This is a genomic window from Alteromonas sp. Mac1, from assembly GCF_001562125.1.
GTDB lineage: Bacteria > Pseudomonadota > Gammaproteobacteria > Enterobacterales > Alteromonadaceae > Alteromonas > Alteromonas stellipolaris.
Genome location: NZ_CP013932.1, coordinates 3,569,660 through 3,594,908 on the forward strand (window position 1 = coordinate 3,569,660; position 25,249 = coordinate 3,594,908).

A 25,249-nucleotide genomic window follows, 5' to 3' on the forward strand; every position below is an offset into this window, starting at 1 on the left:
ACGACACATAGTCGATTATCTGCATCCTGCGAATCGTGATGCCGTAGCTATAGCGACCCCAAAAAATTAAAATTCACCTTTAAACCAGCTTTGCACGCGATGAAATAAACTTTCACCGGTTTTTTGCTTACTGGACTTCTTATTATCTGCTTGCACTTTGCCGTATTGCAGAAGCCCTACGACGGTTGCAAATCCTGCATCATCAACGTATTCAGATAAGCCTTTAACGTTGATTGGGTTGCCTACTCTTACAGGCATCTGGAAAATTTCCTCCGCAAATTCAACCGCACCTTCCATTTTGGCGGTACCACCGGTTAGCACTAAGCCGGCAGCAATTTGCTCTTCCAGACCACTGGCACGAATTTCATCATGTACCAGTTCAAAAAGTTCTTGGTATCGAGGCTCAATCACTTCAGCTAGCGTATGTCGCGACATTACCCGCGCGGCACGCCCGCCTACACTTGGCACTTCAATACTCTCTTCCATACTGACCATGTCTTTCAGCGCGCAGGCATAATTAACTTTAATTTCTTCTGCGTTGCTAATTGGCGTACGGAAAATCTTAGCGATGTCGCTGGTAATCTGATTACCGGCAACAGGGATAACAGCGGTATGCCTGATGGCACCGTCTGTGTAGATAACGATATCCATGGTGCCACCACCAATATCAACTACACACACACCTAATTCACGCTCATCATCCGTTAGCACAGCATAACTTGATGCCAATGCTGAAAATATCAATTGGTCGGCGTTTAGTTCGCAGCGCTCAACACATTTCACTAAATTTTTCGCCATATCGTCTGCACACGTAATGATGTGTGCGTCGGCTTCCATTCTTACGCCTGACATGCCAATTGGGTTCTTAATTCCTTCTTGCACATCAATAGTAAATTCTTGTGGTAAAACATGAAGTAACCTGCGTTCAGCTGCAATAGGAACACTGCGTGCTGCATGAATAACGTTGTCTACGTCTTCTTGAGTTACTTCTTGGTTATTAATCGGCACCATACCGTTTTCGTTTTGGCATTTTACGTGACGGCCTGAAATAGACATGAAAACTGAAGAAACACGGCAATCTGCCATTAGCTCCATTTCATTTACCGCACGTTGCACCGACTTAACCACTAGGTTTAAGTCATTTACACCGCCTTTATCCATGCCTTTTGCAGCATGCGTACCGACACCAACGATACTGATTTGATCGTCGTCTAGCAGCTCACCCACTACAGCCTTTACCTGGCTAGTGCCTATATCTAAGCCTACAATCAAATTACGTTCAGCAGGTTTTGACATGGTTTCCTTAACTCTCTTTGTTTGTTGTATCACTGCTGCTGTTTTCCCAGCCAACCGCGACACCTGTATCGTAACGAAGATCGATATATTTCACCGTCTTCTCTTGCTGCGCAAGTAAGGGATATACATCGATAAAGCGTTGTAACCTATCGATAAATTCCTTGCGCCCTAAATTCAATTCAATACCATTTTCAAGTTGAACTTGCCATGCGAAGCGCTCGCTCAACGATAATTCTTCAATATTCATGGCGGTAGTGGCCAACAACGCATGCATGGAGTTATACCCTTCAAGCGCGGTCTTCTCGCTACCACCTGGGCCGTATAACCTTGGCAACGCTAAATCATGCCCATCGGCGTTAAACGTGTCGCCGTAGGGGTTTAGCAGCAAATCTTCGTTCCATTTGGCAACGGGTTGCTGCTCAACCAAATATATCTTTAACGTGTTTGGCCATTTTTTACGTACCGACGCCCGATATACCCATGGCTGTGCTTCTACCAACTCAAACACTTCATTTACGTCTAGGGCGAAAAAACTGCCCGGCTGTGACTTTCTTATCAGTCGCTCTAGCCTGCTAATATTCACATGCTGGTAATCGCCTGAAAAATCAATTACCTGAACAGGCATTTGCTGTTCATCTTGCATATAGCCGTTGGCCTTCACAGCACCAAACACCAATGCAGCAATAACAAACAATAAGAACACTACACCGCCCCACAAAGATGCCTTGTCTTTGGTTGGTTTACTTTTTACAGCGCTTGCGGTGTTCGTCTTACTTGTCATTGCGTTTTATGCTCTGCTGTCAGGGTCAAAACTGGTGGCCAATATTGCCAACACCAGTTCGTCAAAACTTAACCCTGCCACTTTGGCCGCTTTAGGCACCAAGCTTTTTTCCGTCATTCCCGGCACCGTATTCGCTTCAAGCAAATAAAAGTGCCCGTCACTATCCTGCATCACGTCAATGCGACCCCAGCCAGAGCCAGAAATAGAATCGAATGCCTGCGTCGATAGCTGAGCAAGATGTGCTTCTTCCTCGTCAGACAAACCACTTGGACAAAAGTATTCGGTGGTATCGTCTTGGTACTTTGCAGCATAATCATAAAACGTATGAGGAGTAGACATGCGGATAGACGGCAATGCCTGCCCCTGAATTACTGAAACCGTAAATTCAGGGCCATTTATGTATTGCTCTAACAGAACCTGATTGTCATAGTTAAATGCGTCCTGTATGGCATTTTCGAGTTGTTCAGCGCTTGTCACTCTTGCCATGCCAATACTCGACCCTTCTCGGGCCGGTTTTACCATGACTTCATTCCCCAACTTTTCCATTATAGCGCTGCACTTACCAGCTTCAAAGCGCCTTTTATCAGCAATTTCATATTTAGCAGTAGGTAAGCCAAGGCTTTGCCATACTTGCTTGGTGTGAATCTTGTCCATCGCCAATGCAGAACCTAAAACCGGCGTTCCCGTATAGGGAATTTTAAGCAGTTGTAGTGCCCCTTGCATTGAGCCATCTTCACCACCTCGGCCGTGTAACATGATAAGCACTCGGTCGACTTTTTCGCTGATCAAATCAGTCAGTGGGCGCTTAGCTGGATCAAAAGCAATGGCATTCACATTTTGTCGTAAAAGTGCTGCAAGCACTGCGTTGCCTGAGTTTAGCGACACTTCACGTTCAGCAGAATCGCCGCCAAACATGACCGCAACTTTTCCAAAGGCGGCAGCATCATATTTTGTTACGTTGCTAAAATGGCTCATGCATCGCTCTCCTGATGCAGCGCTTTTGGCTCCATCTCACGGCTAGCTAGCAACTTAGCAATTTGACCAATGTTCCCAGCACCTTGCGTCATCACGATATCGCCCTCTACCAAAATATTGGAAAGAATGGCGGGAAGCGCTTCTTTGCCGCCCACGTAGACGGGCTCAATTTGGCCACGTTGACGGATAGAACGACACAAAGATTTACTGTCAGCGCCCTCAATAGGTTGTTCACTGGCCGGATAAACGTCTAACAATAGCAATACATCTACCGTAGAAAGCACGTTAACAAAGTCTTCGTATAAATCACGAGTACGGGTGAACCTGTGTGGTTGATACACCATGACTAAGCGATTCTCGGGCCAATTAGCCCTTGCAGCCGCTATCGTGGCTTTCACTTCTGTAGGATGATGACCGTAGTCGTCAACCAAAGTAACGTTACCCACACTGGTATCAAAATCGCCAAGTACTTCAAACCGACGGCCAATACCACCAAAGCTTGCCAATGCAGCCACAATGGCGTCATCATCAATGCCTTCGTCAGTCGCTACCGCAATGGCTGCCAATGCATTTAGCACATTGTGATTACCGGTAAGGTTTAGTGTTACCTTCAACGGCTCGCGCTCTGGACGTATAACAGTGAAATTAGCTTGTCCAAACGATAAAGTAATATCCTGGGCACGCACATCGTTGTGCGCTTCAAAACCATAAGTAATGATGCTGCGGCCAATACGAGGGCTAATCTCTTGTATGTTGGCGTCGTCGCCACACACGATTGCCTGCCCGTAAAATGGCAAATTACTTAAAAACTCAACAAAGGTGTCTTTTACTTTCGAGAAGTCACCACCATAAGTATCCATATGGTCAGCTTCAATATTCGTGACTACCGACACCATTGGCTGCAAGTGCAAGAACGATGCATCGCTTTCATCGGCTTCAGCTATCAAATAACGGCTTCTTCCCAAGCGTGCGTTAGTACCTGCACTATTTAACAAGCCGCCAATCACAAATGTTGGATCGTACTGCGCTTGAGCAAAAATGGTCGAGATCAAACTGGTTGTTGTGGTTTTACCATGAGTTCCGGCCACAGCAATTCCATGGCGAAAACGCATTAATTCCGCTAACATTTCCGCACGACGTATAATTGGAATACGTTGTTCTCTGGCGGTAATAATCTCTGGATTAGCTTCGTTAATAGCGCTAGAAACCACAATCACGTCCATACCATCAACGTTTTGTGCTTTATGACCAATTTTTACATCTACACCCAAATCACTTAGGCGCTGAGTCATAGGCCCTGAATTTATATCAGAGCCAGCAATGTCGTAACCTTCATTAAGCAGTACTTCTGCAATACCGCCCATACCCGCACCGCCAATGCCGATAAAAAATATTTTCTTCACCCTGCGCATTTGCGGGCTCTCAAATGGGGTCTTAAAAACCATTATTCCCCTACTCCTACTACTGCCATGCAATGGCTTACTACTTGTTCTGTGGCGTGAGTACTGGCATGTTGCCTCGCTACTGCACCCATTTTTAGGCAATCGCTAGGGTGTGTTACCCAGTGCCGAACTGCCTGCCTTAAATTGTCTTCTAATGCTGATTGCGCAACCATAATGGCTGCGCCATGTTTCACTAACGACTGCGCATTTTTGGTCTGATGATCGTCTACCGCGTGAGGCAAAGGTACAAACAATGCTGCCCTGCCGGCTGCCGCCACTTCTGCAACGGTGAGTGCGCCTGCTCTGCAAATTACAAAATCCGCCCACTCATAGGCTGCTGCCATATCATCAATAAAGTCGCTGACGTCAACGGGATTGGCCGAACCTGCATAAAGCGCTTCTACCGACGCTTTATTGCCTTTTCCACATTGATGACGAATAGATAAACCCTCTAGCGTCGCGCAAGTGTCGGGCACAGTATCATTAAGTACTTTGGCCCCCAAACTTCCTCCAACAACCAATAGATTAAGTTTGCCGTTTGTTGACTCATCTGTAACTTGTTCTTTCGGGTTAACCTGCCAAATTTCGTCCCTCACAGGGTTGCCCACGGTGTGCACTTTAGACGCAACGTTAGCAAATTGTGGTTTAGCATCTTCAAAACCAAGTAGCACCCGCGTAGCGACTTTGGCTAATAGCTTATTCGTCATGCCTGCGGCCGCATTTTGCTCGTGTATAACCACGGGAATGCCTAGGGATTTTGCCGCAATACCGCCAGGTCCGCTGGCATAACCACCAAAACCAAGCACTAAATCTGGTTGCACCCGTTTAATGATACGGCGAGCCGAAAATAAACTTTTGATCAGTGCTATACCGCCCGACAGTTTTGCTTTAAGCCCTTTACCACGAATACCTTTCACGGGGATAAAGTGAATGGGAATACCATGTTTAGGTACAACGTCGGCTTCCATTCGCTCGGCAGTACCCAACCATTCTATTTCCCAGCCAGCGGATTGCAGCGCGTGCGCCACAGCTAATCCAGGGAAAACATGCCCCCCAGTGCCACCCGCCATAATTAAGCAACGCTTACTCACTCGTGGCCTCCTTAGATACTCGGGCTAAAATAGCTTTGATGCCCGCTTTTCCTTCGTCTTCAGGAGAAATGCTATTAGATGATTTTTTTGCCCCAGCGCCTTTTGATGTCGCTGCTGACGCTTCTTGATCAGCCCCTTTTACATCAAGCACTTTCGCATCAGCAGCTTGGTTATAATCAGCATCGGCGTCAGCAAAAGGTTCAGCATTGGTGTGCTTTGTTTTCACTGGCGGCGTAGCCGCTGACTTAGCGGAAGACTTTGCCTTCGCTTTACTGGTTTTCTTATTGTCGCCACGCCCTAAAGCTTGAACACCGTCTACGCGCAATTCAAAATCGATACGCAACAATAAAGCCACCGCAACAGACATAACGATAAGCGATGATCCGCCGTAACTCACTAATGGCAGCGTTAATCCTTTGGTGGGCAGAATACCTGCACTAGCACCAATATTTACAGCGGTTTGAAAACTAAACCAAATACCTACGCTGTAAGCTAAATACCCTTCAAACGGACGTGATTTCAATAACGCTTTGTTCCCTATTTGTAGGGCACGCACCACCATCCATAAAATTAAGCCGAGTACGGCAAGTACACCCACAAAGCCAAGTTCTTCGGCAAGAATAGCCATGACAAAGTCTGTGTGCGCTTCGGGTAAGAACTCTAACTTTTGTAGGCTGTTGCCCAAACCTTGGCCAAACCAATTGCCTCGCCCATAAGCCATTAAGGATTGGGTTAACTGATAACCCGCACCAAATGGGTCGGCCCATGGATCAAGAAAAGAAGTCACCCGCTTCATGCGGTATTCTTCAAATACGATAAGGGCAACAACCGCCAGCACGCCGGCGAATACCAACGCAAAGAACTGCCACAAGCGAGCGCCGGCTAAAAATAGCAGCCCAATAGTAGTGGCAAACATCACAACCACAGTACCTAAATCGGGTTGTAGCAATAGCAACATGGCTAAGGCGAAGAACACCACTAAGGGCTTGATGAAACCTTTTAAGTTTTCTGTTACTTCTTCATAACGGCGAACCAAGTAGCCCGCCAAATAAGTAAAGAAAAAGAGTTTTGCAGGCTCTGCAGCTTGTATGGTGATGGGGCCTAGCGCCAACCAACGAGTACTACCGTTCACGGTACGCCCAATAAGCAGAACTGCCACCAACAGCCCAATGGCCGCCAATAATAAATAAGGGTTTGCCGTACGCCAAAACTGCATAGGAAGTTCTAATACCACCATGGCAGCAATAATCGCCCCCACAATGTAAATGCCATGGCGAATAGCAAAGTAAAAAGGGTTATCGTGAATTCGTTCAGCAACCGGCATCGACGCTGATGTCACAATAATAATACCAATGGTCATTAGCGCTAACGCAACAATGATTAAGCCGATATCGTAGGGGCTTTGGAGATTTTTTTCATCGTGACGGGCGGCAAACAATGCACTTAATTTAGTGTCTGTTGACGACGTACTTTGTGTTTTTTGCGCGCTATTTGCGTGGGAAGCATTTGCAATCGTCATGATGGCAATCCCCCTGCTTCTTTCGTTGCGCCTGCATCACGAGTAAATTTCACACTTGCGGTAATATGTGCTACTGCGTCAGTGAATACTTGTGCGCGGTGCATATAGTTTTTAAACATGTCGATACTTGCACAAGCCGGAGACAGTAAGACAATATCACCGCTAACAGCACGTAAGTTAGCTGCCGACACTGCCATTTCCATTGAACTAACTAACGTAGTGTTATCAAAAATCGTACTGAATTTTTCTGCATCTTTTCCAAGAGCTATCACTTCACTCACACTTTCAACCAGCGCTGGTTTCAATGCACTTAAGTCTGCTCCTTTGCTATCACCACCAGCAATGAGAATAATCTTTCCTTTGGTGATAGGTGCAAGCCCTTCAATAGCGGCGATGGTGGCACCCACATTAGTGGCCTTTGAATCATCTATCCATTTCACGCCATTAATGTTGGCAATTTCTACGCAGCGGTGCGGCGCTGAAGTGAAGCTGGTCACTGCAAGTGCAGCTTTGTTAAGCGGTGCACCAAACGCCTGACATAACGCCAGCGATGCCATTACATTCAGAATATTATGCATACCCGCCAAGCGGATATCAGCGCTATTGAGCAACGCTTCACCGTCAAAGGTAATATTGCCTTCCCTTAAACCAAAACCGGTATCGCTAGCATCAAGGCCATAGGTTATGGTGTTTTCACAAGCCGAAATTGGTTTTACTTGGTAGTCGCCTCGCCAAACGACTGCGGTATCACAATGACTAAAAATACGCTGCTTGGCAGCTGTGTAGTGCTGCATATCGCCGTGTCTATCTAAATGATCATCACTAATATTTAAAATAGAGGCAGCGTTTAACTTCAAGCTAGAAGTCGTCTCAAGCTGAAAACTCGATAGCTCTAAAACAATGACATCCAAAGGCTGTGTTTCTCGCTGACTCACAGATTCCGGAAGGGTTTCAAGCACAGGACGGCCAACATTACCTGCTTCACACACCTCGTATCCACAGGCTCTTAGCATATGGGTAGTAAGTAGCGTAACCGTGGTCTTTCCGTTCGACCCCGTAATGCCTATCGTTGGCGTACTGTTAAGACGTGCAAATAATTCCACATCACCAATCACTTCAACACCACAGGCTTTGGCATGTATTACTTGTTCAATATCAAGAGATAGACCCGGACTAAGCACCAAAGTATCAACGCCTGCGAAGAAGTCACGAGGCAATGACCCAGTGGTGACGCAGATATTTAATGGTGCTGACACATTGAAAGTATCACGGGTATCGAAAGCTTTTACCTTCGCCCCTTGTTGCTTTAGAAAACGCACGCACGCCTGACCTGTTAATCCAAGGCCGCCTACCACATAAGAATGTGCACGTACGTTATATGTCATTACCTAAGCTTCAATGTTGCCAGCCCAACAAGGACTAAAATGATAGAAATAATCCAGAAGCGCACTATAACTCGTGGTTCTGGCCAACCCTTTAATTCGTAATGGTGATGGATAGGTGCCATTCTAAAAATGCGTTGTCCACGCAATTTAAATGAACCCACCTGCAAAATGACCGATAGCGTTTCTACTACAAACACGCCGCCCATAATAATTAGTACAATTTCTTGGCGAACTAGCACGGCGAGCACGCCTAATGTTCCACCTAACGCCAATGAACCTACATCACCCATAAACACTTGAGCGGGATAGGTGTTGAACCATAAAAATCCTAGCCCAGCACCAACAATGGCCGTACACACAATAACCAACTCACTGGTAAGTGGAATATGCGGAATATTCAAATAATCGGCGAAATTTGCATTACCGGTCACATAAGCAAAAATAGCGAAAGCGCCTGCCACTAAAATAGTGGGCACGATGGCTAAACCATCTAGGCCATCAGTTAGGTTTACTGCGTTACTTGTGCCCACAATGGCAAAGTAAGTAATAATGATAAAAAAGGCGCCTAGTTGCGGAAACACTTCTTTGAAGAAGGGGATAAGCAACGAGGTTTCAGCACTTAACGTGGCACTGCTATATAAGAAAAAAGCCACCCCAATAGCCACCACCGACTGCCAGAAATACTTCCAGCGAGCAATCAAGCCTTTTGAGTCTTTGCGAATAACTTTACGGTAGTCATCAACAAAGCCAATAATGCCGTAAGACACCACCACGGCTAAGGTCACTAATACGTAGCGGTTACTTAAATCTGCCCACAGTAAAACACTGACTACGATAGCCGCTAAAATCAGTAAGCCACCCATAGTAGGTGTACCCGATTTAGATAAGTGACTTTGCGGGCCATCATCACGAACGGTTTGTCCTATCTGCATAGTTTGCAGATAACGAATCATTTTAGGGCCAATTAAAATAGCAATGAGCAACGCCGTTAACGTACTTAAAATCGCTCTTAGGGTAAGGTATGAAAATACGTTAAACCCAGTATCAAATTGTGTCAGCCAGTCAGCTAGCCAAATTAACATGCAATACGCTCCCGACGGCGTTCAAACTTTCCCAGCGAAGAGGCCTCAATCGCCTCTACCACGCGTTCCATACGAGAACTGCGTGAGCCTTTTACTAAAATTGAAATATCTTGTTGTTCTACTTGTAAGTCCTGCTCTAGCGCTTGCATTAAACTGTCGATGTCGGTGAAATGGCCGCTGTTTTTTCCAACCACATTTTTTCCTGTAACATCATCAAACACGGCACTTGCAGCCTGGCTTAGCACACCAAACGAATACAGGTAATCAATGCCTTTACTTAATGCGTAATTACCTACTTGCTCATGATAAAAGCGCGCTTTTTCGCCCAGCTCTTTCATGTCGCCCAATATCAAAACATTAATGCCCGAGAAGGTACTTAGTGTATCTATAGCCGCATTCACAGAGGCAACGTTGGCGTTGTAGGTGTCATCAAGCAAACGTACTTGGCTGCCTAATGTCTTAACATTCAAACGCCCTTTCACTTGCTTCATCGCAAGCAAACCGTCACGTACATTCTCAAGGGTGGCACCTAATTGCATGGTAAGGGCCGCAGCTACTAGCGCATTTCCCACATTGTGGATACCTGGAATAGTTAATTGAATAGCAGCTTCACCTTCGTTGCTACACAACTGAAATGCAGCGCAACCATCAAGGCCTACAATGATGTCTTCTGCCGTAAAGTCGGCTTCGTTCTTTTGCATTGGCGAGAAAGTTAACACCCGCTTTTGCTTAAGCTTACCTTGCCAAAAATCGGCAAATTGGCTGTCTAGATTAACAATGGCAGTGCCGCTATCGCCTAAGCCTTTAAATATTTCGCTTTTTGCACGCGCTACACCTAACAAACTTCCGAACCCTTCAAGATGAGAAGCAGCGGCATTTACAATAGTGGCAACGTCTGGCTTAACCAGATTAGTGGTGTAAGCAATTTCACCTAGGTGATTTGCACCTAATTCCATCACCGCATATTCGTGGTGTTGCTCTAGGCGAAGTAAAGTAAGCGGAACCCCAATATCATTATTGAAATTGCCGTTTGTGGCGAGTACTGAACCACGGCGTTCAAGTATGGCCGCACACATTTCTTTCACGGTAGTTTTACCGCTACTCCCTGTAATAGCGATGGTTTTAGGTGCCACTTCGCGTTTTACGGCAGCGCCTAAAAGACCTAAAGCCAGTTTAGTGTCTTCAACATACACCACAGGAATGGAGACATTCACAGGTTCGCTGGCGATAATTGCACTTGCGCCTGCTTTTTCAGCGCTTGCTGCAAAGGCGTGACCGTCAAAGTTCTCGCCTTTTAATGCAAGGTACACAGAGCCCGAATCTAAGGTTCGCGTGTCTGTACTTACTGCATTAACTTCACAATCTTGTCCGTCAAGTTTGCCGTCTATTTGGCTGGCTATCCACGACAGTGTTGTAGTTATCATTTTTTGTACTCCTGCTGTAGTCGAGCCACAACTGTACGTTCGTTATAGTCTGTCTGTTGGGTACCAATAATTTGGTAATCTTCATGACCTTTACCGGCCACCACAATAATGTCGTTTTTATCTGCATTTTCTAAGCAATAGCGAATAGCTTTTTCTCTATCTGCTTCTTCTACTGCGTCGTTAGCACGTTGCAAACCCGACTTAATATCACTAGCAATGCTTTCAGGCGACTCACTGCGACTGTTATCAGTTGTAATGACAATGACATCTGCATACTGCTCAGCCGCCGCTCCCATTAAGGGGCGTTTGCCTTTGTCGCGATCACCACCACATCCAAACACGCACCACACTTTACCCGCGGTATGTGTTTTAGCGCTTTTCAGCACTTGCTCTAACGCGTCGGGTGTGTGCGCATAATCAACAACCATGCTGGCACTGCCTTCAACGGGAAACACTTCCATTCTTCCCGGTACAGGTTGTAAGCCATTCAGTACCCGCACTACATTTTCAAAGCGTTCGCCTTGCGCCAATAAGCATGAAATAGCGCTTAACGCATTGCTCACGTTAAACGAGCCAAACAATGCTAATTCAATAGGCGCTGTACCCCATGAAGAAACAAGGTCGAATCGAATTCCTGAGGAATGGTATGAAACATTTGTGGCGAAACAATGGCGATCTTGTGGTTGTTTGTGCGTGGCTATAATGTCTTCAGTAGGTTCAAACCCTGCCCATACTCGAATAACGCTCGGCTTTTTATCTTCGCGTCTCTCTAACCCTTTATGCTTAGCTGCATTTGTATCTAAATAGTTAGCCCAATTTTGGCTTTCGCTATCGTTTACATTCAACACTACAGCTTCAAGGCCAGGTTGATTTAATAACAACCGTTTTGCCTTCGCGTACTCTTCCATGGTGCCGTGATAATCTAGATGGTCACGGGTTAAATTAGTGAATACCGCGATATCTGTTTTCACTTGGCTTAACCGGCCTTGCACTAATGCATGAGAACTGGCCTCAAACGCCGTATGTCGCACTTCGCATTGCACAAAGTCTGCCAACACGTACTGCAGACGAATAGCATCGGGGGTGGTGTTAGCCGCAGCGGTTGTTACCCATTGAGTATTTTCACCTTCATATACGCTACTACCTAGGGTTCCCACACTGGCGCTGCGCGTACCCAAGGCATCTTTTAACTGGGTAAGCAATTGAACTGTAGAGGTTTTCCCGTTAGTTCCCGTTACTGCCACTGTCATCATTTTCAAAGCAGGATAGTCATAAAACGCAGCCGCTAATGCCGATAACATGCTAGGTAATTGATATAACGAAATAATCACCGAATGGTCGCGCATTTCCAACTGACCATGGGCCTGACTGTCGTCAGTTTGCGCCAGAATTACACGTGCCCCTAAACTAATGGCTTGAGGTATGAAATCTCTTCCATCACGTTCGTGACCTTTAACCGCAATAAATGCGATTTTAGTATTCACTTCGCGGCTATCTAAGGTTAACCCTTCGATACGAATATCGGGTGCATCGATACCAAATTTCGCCAGCAGCGCACGGGCACTTTGAATAAAGGAATTAACTACCATGGTTGCCCCCTTTTAGCCATGCGCCTGAGGTTACATGCTTATCATCAGGGGTTACGTTCAGCATATGTAGTGCGCCGCCCATAATTGACGAAAACACGGGTGCTGCCGTGTCACCGGCATGATACAAATCGCCGCCAGGCTCATTAATAAGCACAATAGTCACAAGTCTGGGGTCAGAAACAGGGGCAATACCCGCGAAAATATTCACATATTCTTCGCCATAACCGCCCGCCACTGCTTTACGACTCGTACCGGTTTTTCCTGCTACGCGGTAACCTGGTACGGCTGCTTTTTTCGCTGTGCCGCCACGCTGGGTTACGCTTTCCATCATTTGTACTATCGCTTTAGCATTTTCTTCGCTTATTACCCGTTCTGGCTGACCTTGCCATCCCGTTTGCTGCGGCGACTTAATAATATTCAATGGCTGCTTGATGCCGCCATTAGCTAAAGTGGCATACAACCTGCCAAGTTGTGCGGTAGTCACGGAAATACCGTACCCAAATGACAATGTTGCCAGTTCGAATTCAGACCAGCGGCTGCGGTCGTAGAAAATACCACTACTTTCACCAGCCATATTTAGGCCCGTATCTGACATCAAACCAATGTTGTAATACGTATCGAGTAGAAACTGTTTAGGCACAGAAAGCGCTAATTTCGAGGTACCCATATTGCTTGAATGCTGAATTATTTCTTCAAGGGTAAGCTCGCCATAATTGCGCGAATCTTTAACTAAGCTGCCGCCTAAGCGCATCCAACCAGGGTTGGTATCCACTACATCTTCGGCTTCTACTTCACCAAATTCCATGGCGGTTAATACGGCTAACGGCTTTAATGCAGAACCGGGCTCAAATGCGTCGGTGATAACCCGGTTACGCATGCGGTGTGGTGAAATATTGCTGCGATCGTTAGGGTTAAACGATGGCGCATTTACCATGGCCAGTACATCACCTGTTTTTACATCAATCACAACTGCAGAAGCAGAACTAGACTGATAATAAATCATGGCTTCTTTAATTTCTTTGTACGCTAACGCCTGAATACGTTGGTCGATAGTTAGTTGCAGATTGCCCGCATCTTCACCAGTAGTGGTTTCTAAAATTTCTACCTGACGGCCTTTGGCATCTCGTCGAATTTTACGTGAGCCAGGCGTTCCAGTTAGCCACTCATCGTACATGCGCTCTAAGCCTTCAACACCGGTATCATCAACATCGGTAACACCGATTAATTGAGCCGACACTTCACCGGTAGGGTAATAACGACGGCTTTCGCGGCGTAAGTAAATACCTGGAATATCAAGTTTATCTACGTACTCAGCCATAGCCGGGGATACTTGGCGCTGCAAATACACAAAGCGACGTTTAGGATTGCTCACTTTTTCTTGTAAGCTATCTACCGACTGCCCTAACACATCGGCCAGTGCTTGCCAGCGACGAGGCTCAGCAAGGCCATCATTCTCATGAATAATTTTAGGGTCGGCGTAAATGGCACGAACCGGTACGCTGACGGCTAATTCAACACCATTTCTATCTGTCACTAACCCGCGATAGGTTGGCATGTTACGCGTACGCAAAGTACGGCTGTCGCCTTGTTGAATAAGCTCGTCAGGCTCAATAACTTGAATAAACGCCGCGCGGGCAGCCAGTGCTGCGAAAACCGAGATAACCACGATAAGCACAACCACAAAGCGCCAATGCACCAAGCTTGGTGTGACGTTCTGTTTTGCTCCGCTCGCTTTGCGGCTACGTTTAACGGTTTGCGTGGTCATTTAAGTCTCACCACCACTTCGTCATCGGCTGTTGGACGGTACATATCAAGTTGCTTTTCAACCAAGGTTTCAATTCGGTTATGTTCGGTAAGCGCACGTTGTTCTAGCACTAAATTGCGCCATTCAACATCAAGCTCGTCTTTCTGTTGCATCAGGTCTTCAAGGGCAATTACTTGCTGGCGATTTTGGTGGCTTCCAAGAATAACCGCCATGCCACTAAGCAGAACCGCTAAATACAACAAAACCCGCAACTTGTTGCGGGTTAAATCTGACACAATAATCAGCAGTAAACTGAAGTTTGTATTTGCCCTGTCAGGCTTACCTAACGTCATAGCTTTTCGGCCACCCTTAACACGGAACTGCGTGAGCGAACGTTGTTCGCAATCTCCAATTCAGAGGGTTTGATGGCCCGACTTAAGGCTTTTAATACTTTGTCGGCGTCTATTTCCGCTTGGGTGATAGGCAAATTATGCGGTACTGATTTACCTTTGCTTTGATCTTTTATAAAGCGTTTTACTAATCGGTCTTCTAGAGAATGAAAAGAAATAACCGCCAAACGCCCTTCTTTGGCTAATACTTGAGTAGCTGCTTTTAGGCCAATTCGCAGCTGCTCTAGCTCAGCGTTAATGTAAATTCGGATACCTTGAAATGCACGAGTTGCAGGGTGCTTGAATTTGTCTTTTACTGGCACGGCTTCGTCAATAAGTGCGGCTAACTGGGCGGTACGAGTAATCGGCGTGGTTTCACGGGTATTTACAATGGCGTGCGCAATTCGTTTGCCAAACTTCTCTTCGCCAAACTCTTTAATTACTTGGGTAATGTCTTGTTCTTCCGCGTGGGCTAGCCAATCGGCAGCACTTTCACCGCGTGAAGTATCCATACGCATATCTAGCGGGCCATCACGAAGGAAACTAAATCCACGTTCGGCGTCATCAAGTTGAGGGGACGAAACCCCCAAATCCATCAATACACCGTCAATCTTTCCGGTTAAACCAAGGGCTTCAATTTCTTCGGCCATGTCGCCAAAAGGAGAATGAATAATACGGAAACGGCTATCATCAGCAAAACGCTTGGCCGCTTCTATGGCCTGTGGGTCGCGATCAAACGCGATTAGGCTACCATCACTACCCAACGCATCAAGAATATGCGCAGAATGGCCTCCACGGCCGAATGTGGCATCAATATAAATACCGTTAGGTTTGATAGCCAGGGCTTCTATGCACTCGTCGAGTAACACGGAAACATGTTTGAATTCGTTAGATTGGCTCATAAGGAAAAGTCCTGTAAACGTTCGGTGAGTTCAAATTCGCCTTTGCGTTCGGTATCCATATCAAGCTCAACTTGTTCAGCCCATACTTCGGCATCCCAAATTTCAAACTTATTCAACTGACCAACTAACATGACTTCTTTTGATAGGTGAGCATGAAGGCGCAGAGGAGTAGGAAGCAGAATTCGTCCGCTTTTGTCCATTTCACCTTCTGTAGCATGACCCAGTAATAAACGCTGCATGCGTCTTTCCGCCGGAATCATGCTTGAGAACTTAATAAGTTTAAGCTCAATTTCTTCCCATTCGGGAAGTGGGTAAAGCAGCAAACAACTTTGCTGTGTATCGACCGTACAGACCAGCTGTCCATTACAATCATCCAGCAACGACTGCCGATACTTTGTTGGTATCGCTAGTCTGCCTTTTGTATCCAGATTGATTGCGTTAGCGCCGCGGAACATTCCCCTAGCCTTCTATATTTTGCTCTTGGTTTTCTTGTTTTTTGAGTACTGATCTGCAAAACAATGATGGTTCGATCCACTATTCGCCACATTTACCCACTGATTGACAGTTTAGGTATCAATGATCCCCACTGTCAAGCTAAAAAGCATAGTGAAGGCCACGTATTTACTGGCTTTAAACTGTGGTTACATACAGTGTTTTGGCGAAGTAGTTGATAACCCCTAAGAAAAGAGGGGCAAAATAAATAGGGGTTAGAAAAAAGTACAGACTTTAAATACGAAAAACCGATACTCGTTTCCCAGTATCGGTTTTTTGTCTAGCTTAGCGGTTTACATCATCCTGGTGGATGATAAAGCCTATGCGCTTGGCGCTTCAGCTTGTGCTTCTTCAGGCTTAACAACTGACAATTGCATGCTGCGAATTGGGTTGTCTGTACCGTTTGAAAGCTCAACCAAACGGTTCAATTGACCTGCTGACATCATTACAGCGTACATGGCGCCTAAGAAACCAGACTTGTGAAGCTCAGTTACTTTCTCTTCTGGCAACTCAAGTACTTTCTTTTCATTGATGCTTAGCATACCAGTAACGTTACGTTGCTGGCCGCTTTGATAAGTAAGACGAATTTGAATTGGATCTAGCAGGTCTAGGTCAACAACTTGTTGAACAAAACGCTGAGTCATCATTTCGCTGTTAGCAAGGTCAGCTAAGAACTGCTGACGGTTTTGCAAGAATTCCGTTGGCTCACCAGCGTCAGTAAATAGGGCTTCGCCCTCTTCACCGATTAAATCGCTGTTTTCATCTATGTATACACCTAACTTATCGCCATCAGGGCGAACATCGAAAGGGTAACGAAGAATATTCATTGGAACGTGAGGGCCCTGCCATTTGTCGCCAGTAAGAAACAGGTTTTTGTTCTGTTCCATACCAAGCATTGCAACAACATGGTGGCGTTTAGCATTAGCATCTTCAATAAATACTAGCGGCATAGTAGCAGCTAATTGAGCAAACTCACGGATAGTGGCTGCAGCAAGGTGCGTATCTTTCGCAAACTTAAAGGTATTGCTAACCGCGACTTTTAAGTCTTTGTGTTTTTCTTTATCTAGCGGTACAAAATTAATAGCCATTTTCTTTCTCATACTTGTTTACTGTGGCCCCTGTAAAATAACTGAGAAGTGAGGGGTGCCACGAAAAATTATGTAGGCCGCGCGGATGAACTCACTCTCATCCTATTCGGCGACGCGCTCGGGAGTATCCCGCATTCGCGTTATGAAGTCACGCGTCCACACAATAACAAGTTTTAAATTTTTATTGCAATGTAAAATTAAAGTGAATGGTAGTAACCGCTCTAAAAACGCACAATTTTACTGTTTTTAGCGGCTTGGGGAATGAAAAAGCCCGAAATGAATGGAAATTAGAATAAATAAAAGATTAAGGCGTTTGGGGCATTGTAGGTATCAAGGTTTTCTTTTAGTCTTTTGTCTTACAACAACGATAAGGAAAAAACAGAATGAAGGGCTTCTTCCCGCTAAAATCTTGTGCACTCGCAATTTCCACTCTACTTTGCGCATCAGCCATTGCTGATGATGCCCCCACTTACACTGCAGGTGAAAAAGCGGTAAAAATAGCCCACGAAACAATTATTGTTGATGGCCACATTGATGTGCCTTATCGCGTTAAAAACGCATGGGTAGATGTAACCGAAGCCACAGAAGGTGGAGACTTTGATTACCCTCGCGCTGTAAAAGGCGGCTTAAACGCCCCTTTCATGTCTATTTATGTACCTGCGAGTTTAGATAATTCACCGGAATCTACCCAGCTTGCTCATCTGCTTATCGACTCTGTGGAAGCCATTGTGGCGCGAGCACCTGATAAATTTGCTATTGCAAAAAGCCCGTCAGACGTAAAAGCACAGTTCGAGAAAGGCATTATTTCCTTACCTATGGGGATGGAAAATGGCTCTCCTCTTCAAGGCGATTTAGCTAATCTTGAAGCATTTCACGAACGTGGTATTCGCTACATTACACTTGCGCACAGTCAGTCGAACCATATTTCAGATTCGTCTTACGATTTGCGCCGTCAGTGGAACGGGTTAAGCCCGTTTGGTAAAACACTGGTTACTGAGATGAATAACATCGGCATCATGCTTGATATTTCTCACGTTTCAGATGATGCCTTTTACCAGGTTATCGAGCTCACAAAGGTGCCCGTTATTGCTTCTCACTCGTCGCTTCGCCGCTTTACACCGGGTTTCGAGCGCAACATGAATGACGAGATGGTAAAAGCATTGGGCGACAATGGCGGCGTTATTATGATTAATTTTGGCTCAAGCTTTGTGACAAAAGACGCAGGTAAATGGCGCACCGGGCTAACACAAGCCCGCAAAGCATTGATAGCCGCTGAAGGTGAAGATAGCCCCAAACTGGAAGACTTCGAAGCTAACTACCGCAAAGAAGTGCCTTACCCATATTCAACACTTGATGAAGTACTTGATCATATTGACCATGTAGTAGAATTGGTTGGTATTGAGCATGTGGGGATTGGTTCTGATTATGACGGCGTAGGTGATTCGCTGCCTATCGGCCTAAAAGATGTGGCTAGCTTCCCTAATTTAGTTCAAGGGTTACTCGACAGAAAATACAGCCGTGCAGATATTGAAAAGATTTTGAGCGGTAATTTGTTGCGTGTATGGACCCAAGTGGAAGATTACGCCAGCAAGCACTAAGCACTAAATTAGGTACTAAGCACTAATAGTGCCTTAGCTTTCATTTTTAACTAATGGAAGTACACAATTAAATTAAGCAGTGCAAAAATACAAAAAGCAGTTAGCTTGATCTAACTGCTTTTTTGGTTTTTCTTTTGGGTTCTTAAAGTCGCTGTGCCTATGTTCAGCTTTCCCTCACGAACGTCGTTTTAACTGCCTCACCTGAATTAGGTAAAACAGAGTAGGTAGCACAAACAGGGTGAGTATCAGCGCACTTACCATACCGCCCACCATAGGGGCTGCAATACGCCGCATAACTTCAGCACCGGTTCCTGTTGCATACAGCACGGGCAATAAGCCGATAATAATAGACAACGCCGTCATCATTACTGGCCTTACACGCCGAGTAGCACTCTCGGTAATCGCCTGCTTAAGCGCTTGTTTTATTTGCTTTTCAGATACTTTAGCATTCAGAGTAGAGCACGCTTCCTCATCAAAAATTTTAACCCCTTGATGCAGGTACACCAGCATAATAACGCCTATTTCTACCGCGACACCTGCTAAGGCAATAAACCCCACGGCAACAGCCACCGAGAAGTTAAACTCCAATGCATACAACAGCCAGTAGCTGCCTATCAATGCTAACGGTAAGGTGACCATAATAAGGGCTACGTCGGCAATTCGCCTGAAGCTTAAATACAGCAGTACCACAATAACGACTAACGTTAAGGGCACCACAACACTAAGCCTTTCTTCAGCCCTTTCTAAGTACTCAAACTGCCCTGCCCACGTTAGGGAATAGCCTGGGGGTAAGGGGACTGTTTTGGCAATATGCTGTTTTGCACTTTTTACGTAACTGCCTAAGTCACCGCTTTCAATATCGATAAATACCCAACCGTTCAATCGGGCATTTTCACTTTTTATTGCCGCAGGCCCACCCTCAATGGCAATAGTGGCTACCTCGCCCAACGCAATATTAACGCCGCTTGCTAATATGATAGGGAGTTGCCTAAGTGCCTCTGGAGAGTCTCTATACTGCTGCGGGTAACGCATACTAATAGGAAACCGCTGTCTTCCCTCTACCGTTTCACCCAGTGTGCGTCCACCTATTGCAGTGTTGATAACCTCTTGAATATCAGTAATATTGAGCCCATATCGTGCAGCCCTGTCGCGACTAATATCAATAGTGATATAGCGTCCACTTGCAACTTTCTCGGCAAATACCGATGCCGTATTTTCGAAGTCTTCTAGCGCAGTTTCTATTTGTTTTCCCACCTGCTGAATGCCAGCCAATTCTGGCCCCGCTATTTTAATACCCACCGGAGTTTTAATGCCGGTAGCAAGCATATCGATACGGGTTTTGATTGGCATCACCCAAGCATTGGATACTCCTGGGAATTGTACTTGGCTGTTTAATAATTCCTTTAGTTTTGATGTCGTCATGCCGGCACGCCATTGCGATTTTGGCTTTAATTGCACGAAGGTTTCTATCATGGTTAAAGGTGCAGGATCGGTAGCTGTATCTGCCCTACCTACTTTACCAAATACGCTTTTCACCTCAGGTATTGTGGCAATCAGCTTATCGGTTTGTTGAAGTAACTCTCTCGCCTTCCCCACCGAAATACCTGGGTAAGTGGTAGGCATATAGAGCAAATCACCTTCATCTAAAGATGGCATGAACTCGCTCCCGATATGTTGCATGGGCCATACCACAGACGCTAAAGCAATCAGGGCCGCGAACAGTATTTTTCGAGGATGTTTCAGCGCAGCCGTTAGCGCTTTCACATACCCTGTTGAAATAGCCTTGTTTAACGGATTCCTATGCTCCGCTTTTAGGTTTCCTGTAACGAAATAGCCGGCTAACACTGGTACCAAAGTAATGGCTAACGCCGCTGCGGCTGCCATGGCATAGGTTTTCGTGAAGGCAAGTGGGGCAAACATACGCCCTTCTTGTGCTTCTAAAGTAAAAACAGGAATAAAAGACACGGTTATAATCAACAATGAAAAGAACAATGCGGGGCCAACTTCGGTGGCCGACTTCACTACCAGTGCCCAACGGGCTTCACCCTTTACTGGCTCTCCTTTCACTGTTGCTTGCTCAATATGCTTGTGCAGGTTTTCAACCAACACAATAGCGCCATCCACCATAGCACCAATGGCAATAGCGATACCGCCTAAAGACATGATGTTCGCGTTGAGCCCTTGGAATTTCATCACAATAAAGGCCATTAAAATGCCAATAGGTAAAGTGATTATGGCAACCAGCGATGAGCGCACATGAAAAAGAAACACTAAGCACACTGCACCTACCACGAAAAGCTCTTCGACAAGCTTGCTCCATAAGGTATCAACGGCATTATCAATAAGCGTGGAGCGATCGTACACAGGTACTATGCTTACGCCATCAGGTAAACTGGCTTTTAACGTTTCAAGACGCGCTTTTACATTTTCGATGGTCGCCTTAGCATTTTCGCCATAGCGCATCACGACTATGCCACCTACCACTTCGCCGTTTCCGTTTAGCTCAGCGATCCCTCTGCGCATAAGGGGTGCCTCGATAACATTCGCAATATCACCTATCGTGACCGCCACACCGTTGTGAGCAATGCCCAAAGGAATACTAGCAATATCTTCGGTGCCCGAAAGATATGCGGAAGATGTCACCATATACTCGGCTTCAGCCATTTCTATCACTGACGCACCAGCTGCATTGTTGCCTCGGGCGAGTGCCGTTTCAATATGACGCAAAGGCACGCTATACGCTTGCAACTTTTGCGGATGAAGTTGCAGTAAATATTGTTTAACCATGCCGCCTACAGAGGCGACTTCCGACACCCCTTGCACGCTTTGCAGTTCATATTTCAAGAACCAGTCTTGCAGAGCCCTAAGCTCGCCAGCATCGTGGTTATTTAACTTATCGACTAGTGCATACATGTATACCCAGCCCACCCCAGTAGCATCAGGGCCTAGCTTGGGTACCACCCCATCGGGCAGCGTTATTTGGCTTAGGTATTCCAGCACTCTGCTGCGTGCCCAATACATATCTGTGCTGTCATCAAAAATAACGTACACATAAGAGTCTCCAAAAAACGAAAATCCTCGAACTGTTTTTGCACCCGGCACCGACATTAAGGCCGTGGTGAGCGGATAGGTCACTTGATCTTCCACTACCTGAGGCGATTGCCCTGCATAGCTGGTTTTTACAATCACCTGCACATCAGATAAATCAGGGATGGCATCAATGGGGGTATGTTTTACCGCTATTACCCCACCAATGGATATAAACACCGTTACCAGCAACACCAATATGCGATTGGACACCGACCAGCGTATTATGGCTTCAATCATTATGCATGCCCTCGTGGTGCATGGTCGCATTGTTCTTCGTCTTTTGATGCTCCGCACTAGGCTGACTAGACTCGTGAGACATGCCATCGTGTGACATGCCATCGTGCAACATGCCCTGGTGGTGCTTGGTCTCTTGATGCATTTCCGTGCGATTCATTTCACGGTTGTGCGTTTCTTGGTCAAGAGGCGACTGCATACGTTTGAAATCTGATGCTTTAGACGACTCTGAATCAATCAAGAACTGCGCCGACACTACTACTTTGTCACCTTCGTTTATGCCGTGAGTTATTTCAATGAACTCCCCTGCTTTTCGCCCAACGCTGACACCAATAGATTTAAAGCTTTCTTCAACGTTCATAACGATTCGGTTTTGGGTTTGAGCTGGGGCGAGATCTTGATTTTGACCCTGCGACTGAATTTGAATAACGCTTTGATAAGGCACATACAGCACAGGCTGTTCGGTTTGCTTGGTAAAAATCACATTGGCAAACATATTGGGCTTAATGTCACCGCTGTCGTTCTTTAAAGTAACTCGCACCTTAAGCGTGCGGGTTTCAACATCTAATGCCGGGTAGATAAAATCGACTTTTCCTGTGAATGTCTTACTTGGTAAATAGTCGAACGTAATCGATACCTGCTGGCCAAGCGTTACTTTAGGAACATCTTGCTCAAATACACGGGCTTCAACCCATACACTGTCTAAGCGAGCAATACTAAGCACCGTGGTGCCAGGTTGAACATAGAAGCCTTCGCGTACGCCTAAATGTTCGACCACGCCACCTTGGGGGGCAAAGAAGGTAATGGTTTGCGAAACTTCGCGAGTTTTTTCGAGTTGTGCGATAAACCCAGCAGATAAATGCAGTGCTTTAAGGCGTTGTTTAGCACCTGCGGCTAAACGTGTATCTCCTCCCTTTAGCGCAATCACAAACTCTTCTTGGGCAGTCACCAGCGCGGGCGAATAAAGCGTATATAATTTTTGCCCTTGGCTAACAGCTTCACCTTCCGTCTTAATAAATAGCTTATCAATCCAACCCTCTACTCTGGGGTGAATATGCACTAAGTAGTCTTCGTTGTAGGTAACATTTCCCACAGCGTTGAAGGTCAAATCCAGCTTCCCTCGTTTTACCGTGGTAAATTTAACACCCATATTTTGCTGTACTTGAGGCGAAATTCTCACCTCTCCATCATCACGTTTTTCGCTGCTACCCGATGCTGCAAATACTGGTACTAAATCCATACCCATAGGAGACTTACCCGGTTTGTCTCGGCGATAAGCATCATCCATTGGCGCAACCCAATAAAGGGGCGTTTTATTATTTGATTTATTATCACCGTTGGTAGCCAACGCTTCAACACCGGAATTGCCATGTATATGTGTATTCCAAACAAACACAGCTGCTGCACCACCAAGTAACCCGACTATAAGAATAAATAACGTCTTCATTGTTGCGCTCCTATAGCTGCGGTTGTGTGGGTGTCTCTTTTTGAATCTATGTTTGAACCAGCAACTGGAGTTGCAGCTGATTGGTGGGTGTCCATGTTTGAATTTGTATGACTGTCCACGTAAGTGATTAGTTGTTCACTGTTTAAATTAGAGGTTTGAAGTGGGTGTCCATAACCGAATTGATAGCTGAATAAGGGGTGCGTTTGCCTGTTTAAGGTATGGGTGTCTTTAATTTGTGGCGCGTTTATTAGGCGGCCTAATGTGTGGGTGTCCATATTTGAATCTAAATGGGTGTCTTTAGGTTTTTCTTTTACTAGCGGATAATACAGATAAGCGAGTTCGGCTAAATTTTTTGCTATGTCAACATGAAGTGCTAGCGCATCTAACTTTGCTGAAATGTGCGATATACGTGCACGCATTACGCCATCAAATGTGCCCTTATCGGCCATGTAAGCATTAAGCACGGATTCGGCTAAACTCTCTGACTGTGCAAGTAATGCGGTATCAAATAACTGCTGCCTAGCAATTAAGCTGACAAGCTGCGCTTCACTTGCTTCGGCAAGGGCTGCTAATCGTCTCACTTCTAGTCGTCGCTGTGTGGATGTCACCCCTAACCTTGCCGCTGATGCCGATACATTGGCATCTTGCCGCTTACTGCTAAACAAAGGTAAATCAACTTGGACACCCACACTAATAAAGTCAGCTTGGCTCATGCCATTCTGGGCATCTTGTCGATATCCGTAGGCGGCTTCGAAAGCCCACATAGGTTTGGTTTGCTCTTTCGCAAGACTCAATTTCTGTGTGGCGACCAACTCGTCTTTGGCAAGCAATTGCACAGAAGGGTGAGCGTCAATAATATTTAGTAAGTCACTTTCTTTAACCTGCCTAGCGAAGGATGTATTAAAAGGATATATGTCGTGATGATTGAGCGTTTCGGGTACAGAAAAACTAACTTCATTAGAGAAATCGAACCACCTCGACAACTTCGCCAACGCCACCGATGCGGTTTGCTGCTCCTGCAAAAGTGTATCTTCTAGGCGTAGGCGCTCAAGGCGTATTTGAATGATGTCTTGTTGCTGCGTGCCCCCCACACCATTTCGGTATGACGATTCGACCATTTCGAGCAGTTGCACTGTCGACTGGATCTCTTCACGCAGTAAGGTTACGGTTTGTTCCGCTTGATACCACGCCAACCAATCCATCGACACTTCTCGCAACAACCACGCTCGCCTAGCCGCTCTTTTCACCGGTTCTTTTTGGGCTTGTTCAATAGCGATGGCTCGGGAAAGGCTGGCAGAGTCTCCTCTTGGCATAGCTTGTCGAATACCCAGTTTCAACTGAGTCATGGGCTCTTGATTAAATGAAAACCCATCTGTTGGCACGCTTTGCAGTGTAGTAGTGATAGTAGGGTTATCCCAGCTATCAGCCGCATCACTGTCGTGGTGATACGCAGCCTCTTCAAGTTTGCTGCCTTGAAAATAAACGTCTTGGTTGAGCGCGAGCTGTTGCGCCTCTTGAAGGCTAAGGGTAGTAGCGAAGGAAGGCGCTCCCACCAAAAATATCAGTATTCCTAGCCAAGCGCGCGGAAGGTAACCAGTTCGAGCGCGACCTTGGATTAAGCAAGTAAAAATCATACCCAGATTAAAATTAAACATGAGAAAACCACATTAATTCCCCCTGT

At 45.9% G+C, this 25,249-nt stretch carries 19 protein-coding genes; 1 reads left to right on the top strand and 18 read right to left on the bottom strand.

Features of this window, described 5'->3' with window-relative positions:
- Positions 1-66: 66 nt before the first annotated feature.
- The 15 genes from ftsA to AV939_RS15355 form a co-directional block, all read right to left on the bottom strand.
- Complete coding sequence (ftsA, locus tag AV939_RS15285; RefSeq protein ID WP_057789956.1) at positions 67-1,296, bottom strand: cell division protein FtsA; 1,230 nt, start codon at positions 1,294-1,296, stop codon at positions 67-69.
- A gap of 7 nt (positions 1,297-1,303) precedes the next feature.
- A complete protein-coding gene (locus AV939_RS15290) occupies positions 1,304-2,077 on the bottom strand; it encodes a cell division protein FtsQ/DivIB (protein ID WP_082746062.1) in 774 nt (257 codons plus the stop codon).
- A 6-nt stretch (positions 2,078-2,083) separates the two neighbouring features.
- On the bottom strand, positions 2,084-3,052 hold the full coding sequence (locus tag AV939_RS15295; protein WP_061997858.1) for a D-alanine--D-alanine ligase: 969 nt from the start codon (positions 3,050-3,052) through the stop codon (positions 2,084-2,086).
- Positions 3,049-4,497, bottom strand: coding sequence for a UDP-N-acetylmuramate--L-alanine ligase (gene murC, locus AV939_RS15300; RefSeq protein ID WP_061997859.1), 1,449 nt, complete (start codon positions 4,495-4,497; stop codon positions 3,049-3,051). The genes AV939_RS15295 and murC overlap by 4 nt, the downstream gene beginning before the upstream one ends.
- On the bottom strand, positions 4,497-5,585 hold the full coding sequence (murG, locus tag AV939_RS15305) for an undecaprenyldiphospho-muramoylpentapeptide beta-N-acetylglucosaminyltransferase (protein ID WP_061997860.1): 1,089 nt from the start codon (positions 5,583-5,585) through the stop codon (positions 4,497-4,499). The genes murC and murG overlap by 1 nt, the downstream gene beginning before the upstream one ends.
- Positions 5,578-7,104: a cell division protein FtsW gene (ftsW, locus tag AV939_RS15310; protein ID WP_231751130.1), complete on the bottom strand. Its 1,527-nt coding sequence runs from the start codon at positions 7,102-7,104 to the stop codon at positions 5,578-5,580. Before ftsW ends, murG begins: the two co-directional genes overlap by 8 nt.
- Entirely contained in the window at positions 7,101-8,489 is a 1,389-nt protein-coding gene (murD, locus tag AV939_RS15315) for a UDP-N-acetylmuramoyl-L-alanine--D-glutamate ligase (RefSeq protein WP_057789948.1), read from the bottom strand. The genes ftsW and murD overlap by 4 nt, the downstream gene beginning before the upstream one ends.
- Positions 8,489-9,571, bottom strand: coding sequence for a phospho-N-acetylmuramoyl-pentapeptide-transferase (mraY, locus tag AV939_RS15320; protein WP_057789946.1), 1,083 nt, complete (start codon positions 9,569-9,571; stop codon positions 8,489-8,491). The genes murD and mraY overlap by 1 nt, the downstream gene beginning before the upstream one ends.
- A complete protein-coding gene (locus AV939_RS15325; RefSeq protein ID WP_057789944.1) occupies positions 9,565-10,995 on the bottom strand; it encodes a UDP-N-acetylmuramoyl-tripeptide--D-alanyl-D-alanine ligase in 1,431 nt (476 codons plus the stop codon). The genes mraY and AV939_RS15325 overlap by 7 nt, the downstream gene beginning before the upstream one ends.
- Positions 10,992-12,584 carry a Mur ligase family protein gene (locus AV939_RS15330; RefSeq protein ID WP_057789942.1) on the bottom strand — a complete coding sequence of 531 codons (1,593 nt, stop codon included), beginning with the start codon at positions 12,582-12,584 and terminating at the stop codon, positions 10,992-10,994. Before AV939_RS15330 ends, AV939_RS15325 begins: the two co-directional genes overlap by 4 nt.
- A complete protein-coding gene (locus AV939_RS15335; RefSeq protein ID WP_057789939.1) occupies positions 12,574-14,349 on the bottom strand; it encodes a penicillin-binding transpeptidase domain-containing protein in 1,776 nt (591 codons plus the stop codon). Before AV939_RS15335 ends, AV939_RS15330 begins: the two co-directional genes overlap by 11 nt.
- Positions 14,346-14,681 (bottom strand): cell division protein FtsL, encoded by a 336-nt coding sequence (ftsL, locus tag AV939_RS15340; RefSeq protein ID WP_013782930.1) that lies wholly within the window; start codon positions 14,679-14,681, stop codon positions 14,346-14,348. The genes AV939_RS15335 and ftsL overlap by 4 nt, the downstream gene beginning before the upstream one ends.
- Positions 14,678-15,619 (bottom strand): 16S rRNA (cytosine(1402)-N(4))-methyltransferase RsmH, encoded by a 942-nt coding sequence (rsmH, locus tag AV939_RS15345; RefSeq protein WP_057789937.1) that lies wholly within the window; start codon positions 15,617-15,619, stop codon positions 14,678-14,680. Before rsmH ends, ftsL begins: the two co-directional genes overlap by 4 nt.
- Positions 15,616-16,074 carry a division/cell wall cluster transcriptional repressor MraZ gene (mraZ, locus tag AV939_RS15350; protein WP_057789935.1) on the bottom strand — a complete coding sequence of 153 codons (459 nt, stop codon included), beginning with the start codon at positions 16,072-16,074 and terminating at the stop codon, positions 15,616-15,618. Before mraZ ends, rsmH begins: the two co-directional genes overlap by 4 nt.
- A gap of 357 nt (positions 16,075-16,431) precedes the next feature.
- A complete protein-coding gene (locus AV939_RS15355) occupies positions 16,432-17,199 on the bottom strand; it encodes a SapC family protein (protein ID WP_057789933.1) in 768 nt (255 codons plus the stop codon).
- Between the two features lie 383 nt (positions 17,200-17,582).
- Here AV939_RS15355 and AV939_RS15360 point away from each other — a divergent pair, with 383 nt between their 5' ends.
- Positions 17,583-18,797: a dipeptidase gene (locus AV939_RS15360; RefSeq protein WP_057789931.1), complete on the top strand. Its 1,215-nt coding sequence runs from the start codon at positions 17,583-17,585 to the stop codon at positions 18,795-18,797.
- A gap of 174 nt (positions 18,798-18,971) precedes the next feature.
- On the opposite strand, the gene AV939_RS15365 is transcribed toward AV939_RS15360, so the two are convergent.
- The 3 genes from AV939_RS15365 to AV939_RS15375 are packed head-to-tail and all read right to left on the bottom strand — an operon-like array spanning position 18,972 to position 25,223.
- The gene (locus AV939_RS15365) at positions 18,972-22,124 is read right to left on the bottom strand and encodes an efflux RND transporter permease subunit (protein ID WP_061997861.1); all 3,153 of its coding nucleotides are present in this window, start codon (positions 22,122-22,124) and stop codon (positions 18,972-18,974) included.
- The gene (locus AV939_RS15370; protein WP_061997862.1) at positions 22,117-23,568 is read right to left on the bottom strand and encodes an efflux RND transporter periplasmic adaptor subunit; all 1,452 of its coding nucleotides are present in this window, start codon (positions 23,566-23,568) and stop codon (positions 22,117-22,119) included. The genes AV939_RS15365 and AV939_RS15370 overlap by 8 nt, the downstream gene beginning before the upstream one ends.
- Positions 23,565-25,223, bottom strand: coding sequence for a TolC family protein (locus AV939_RS15375; protein ID WP_061997863.1), 1,659 nt, complete (start codon positions 25,221-25,223; stop codon positions 23,565-23,567). The genes AV939_RS15370 and AV939_RS15375 overlap by 4 nt, the downstream gene beginning before the upstream one ends.
- Between the last annotated feature and the right edge of the window lie 26 nt (positions 25,224-25,249).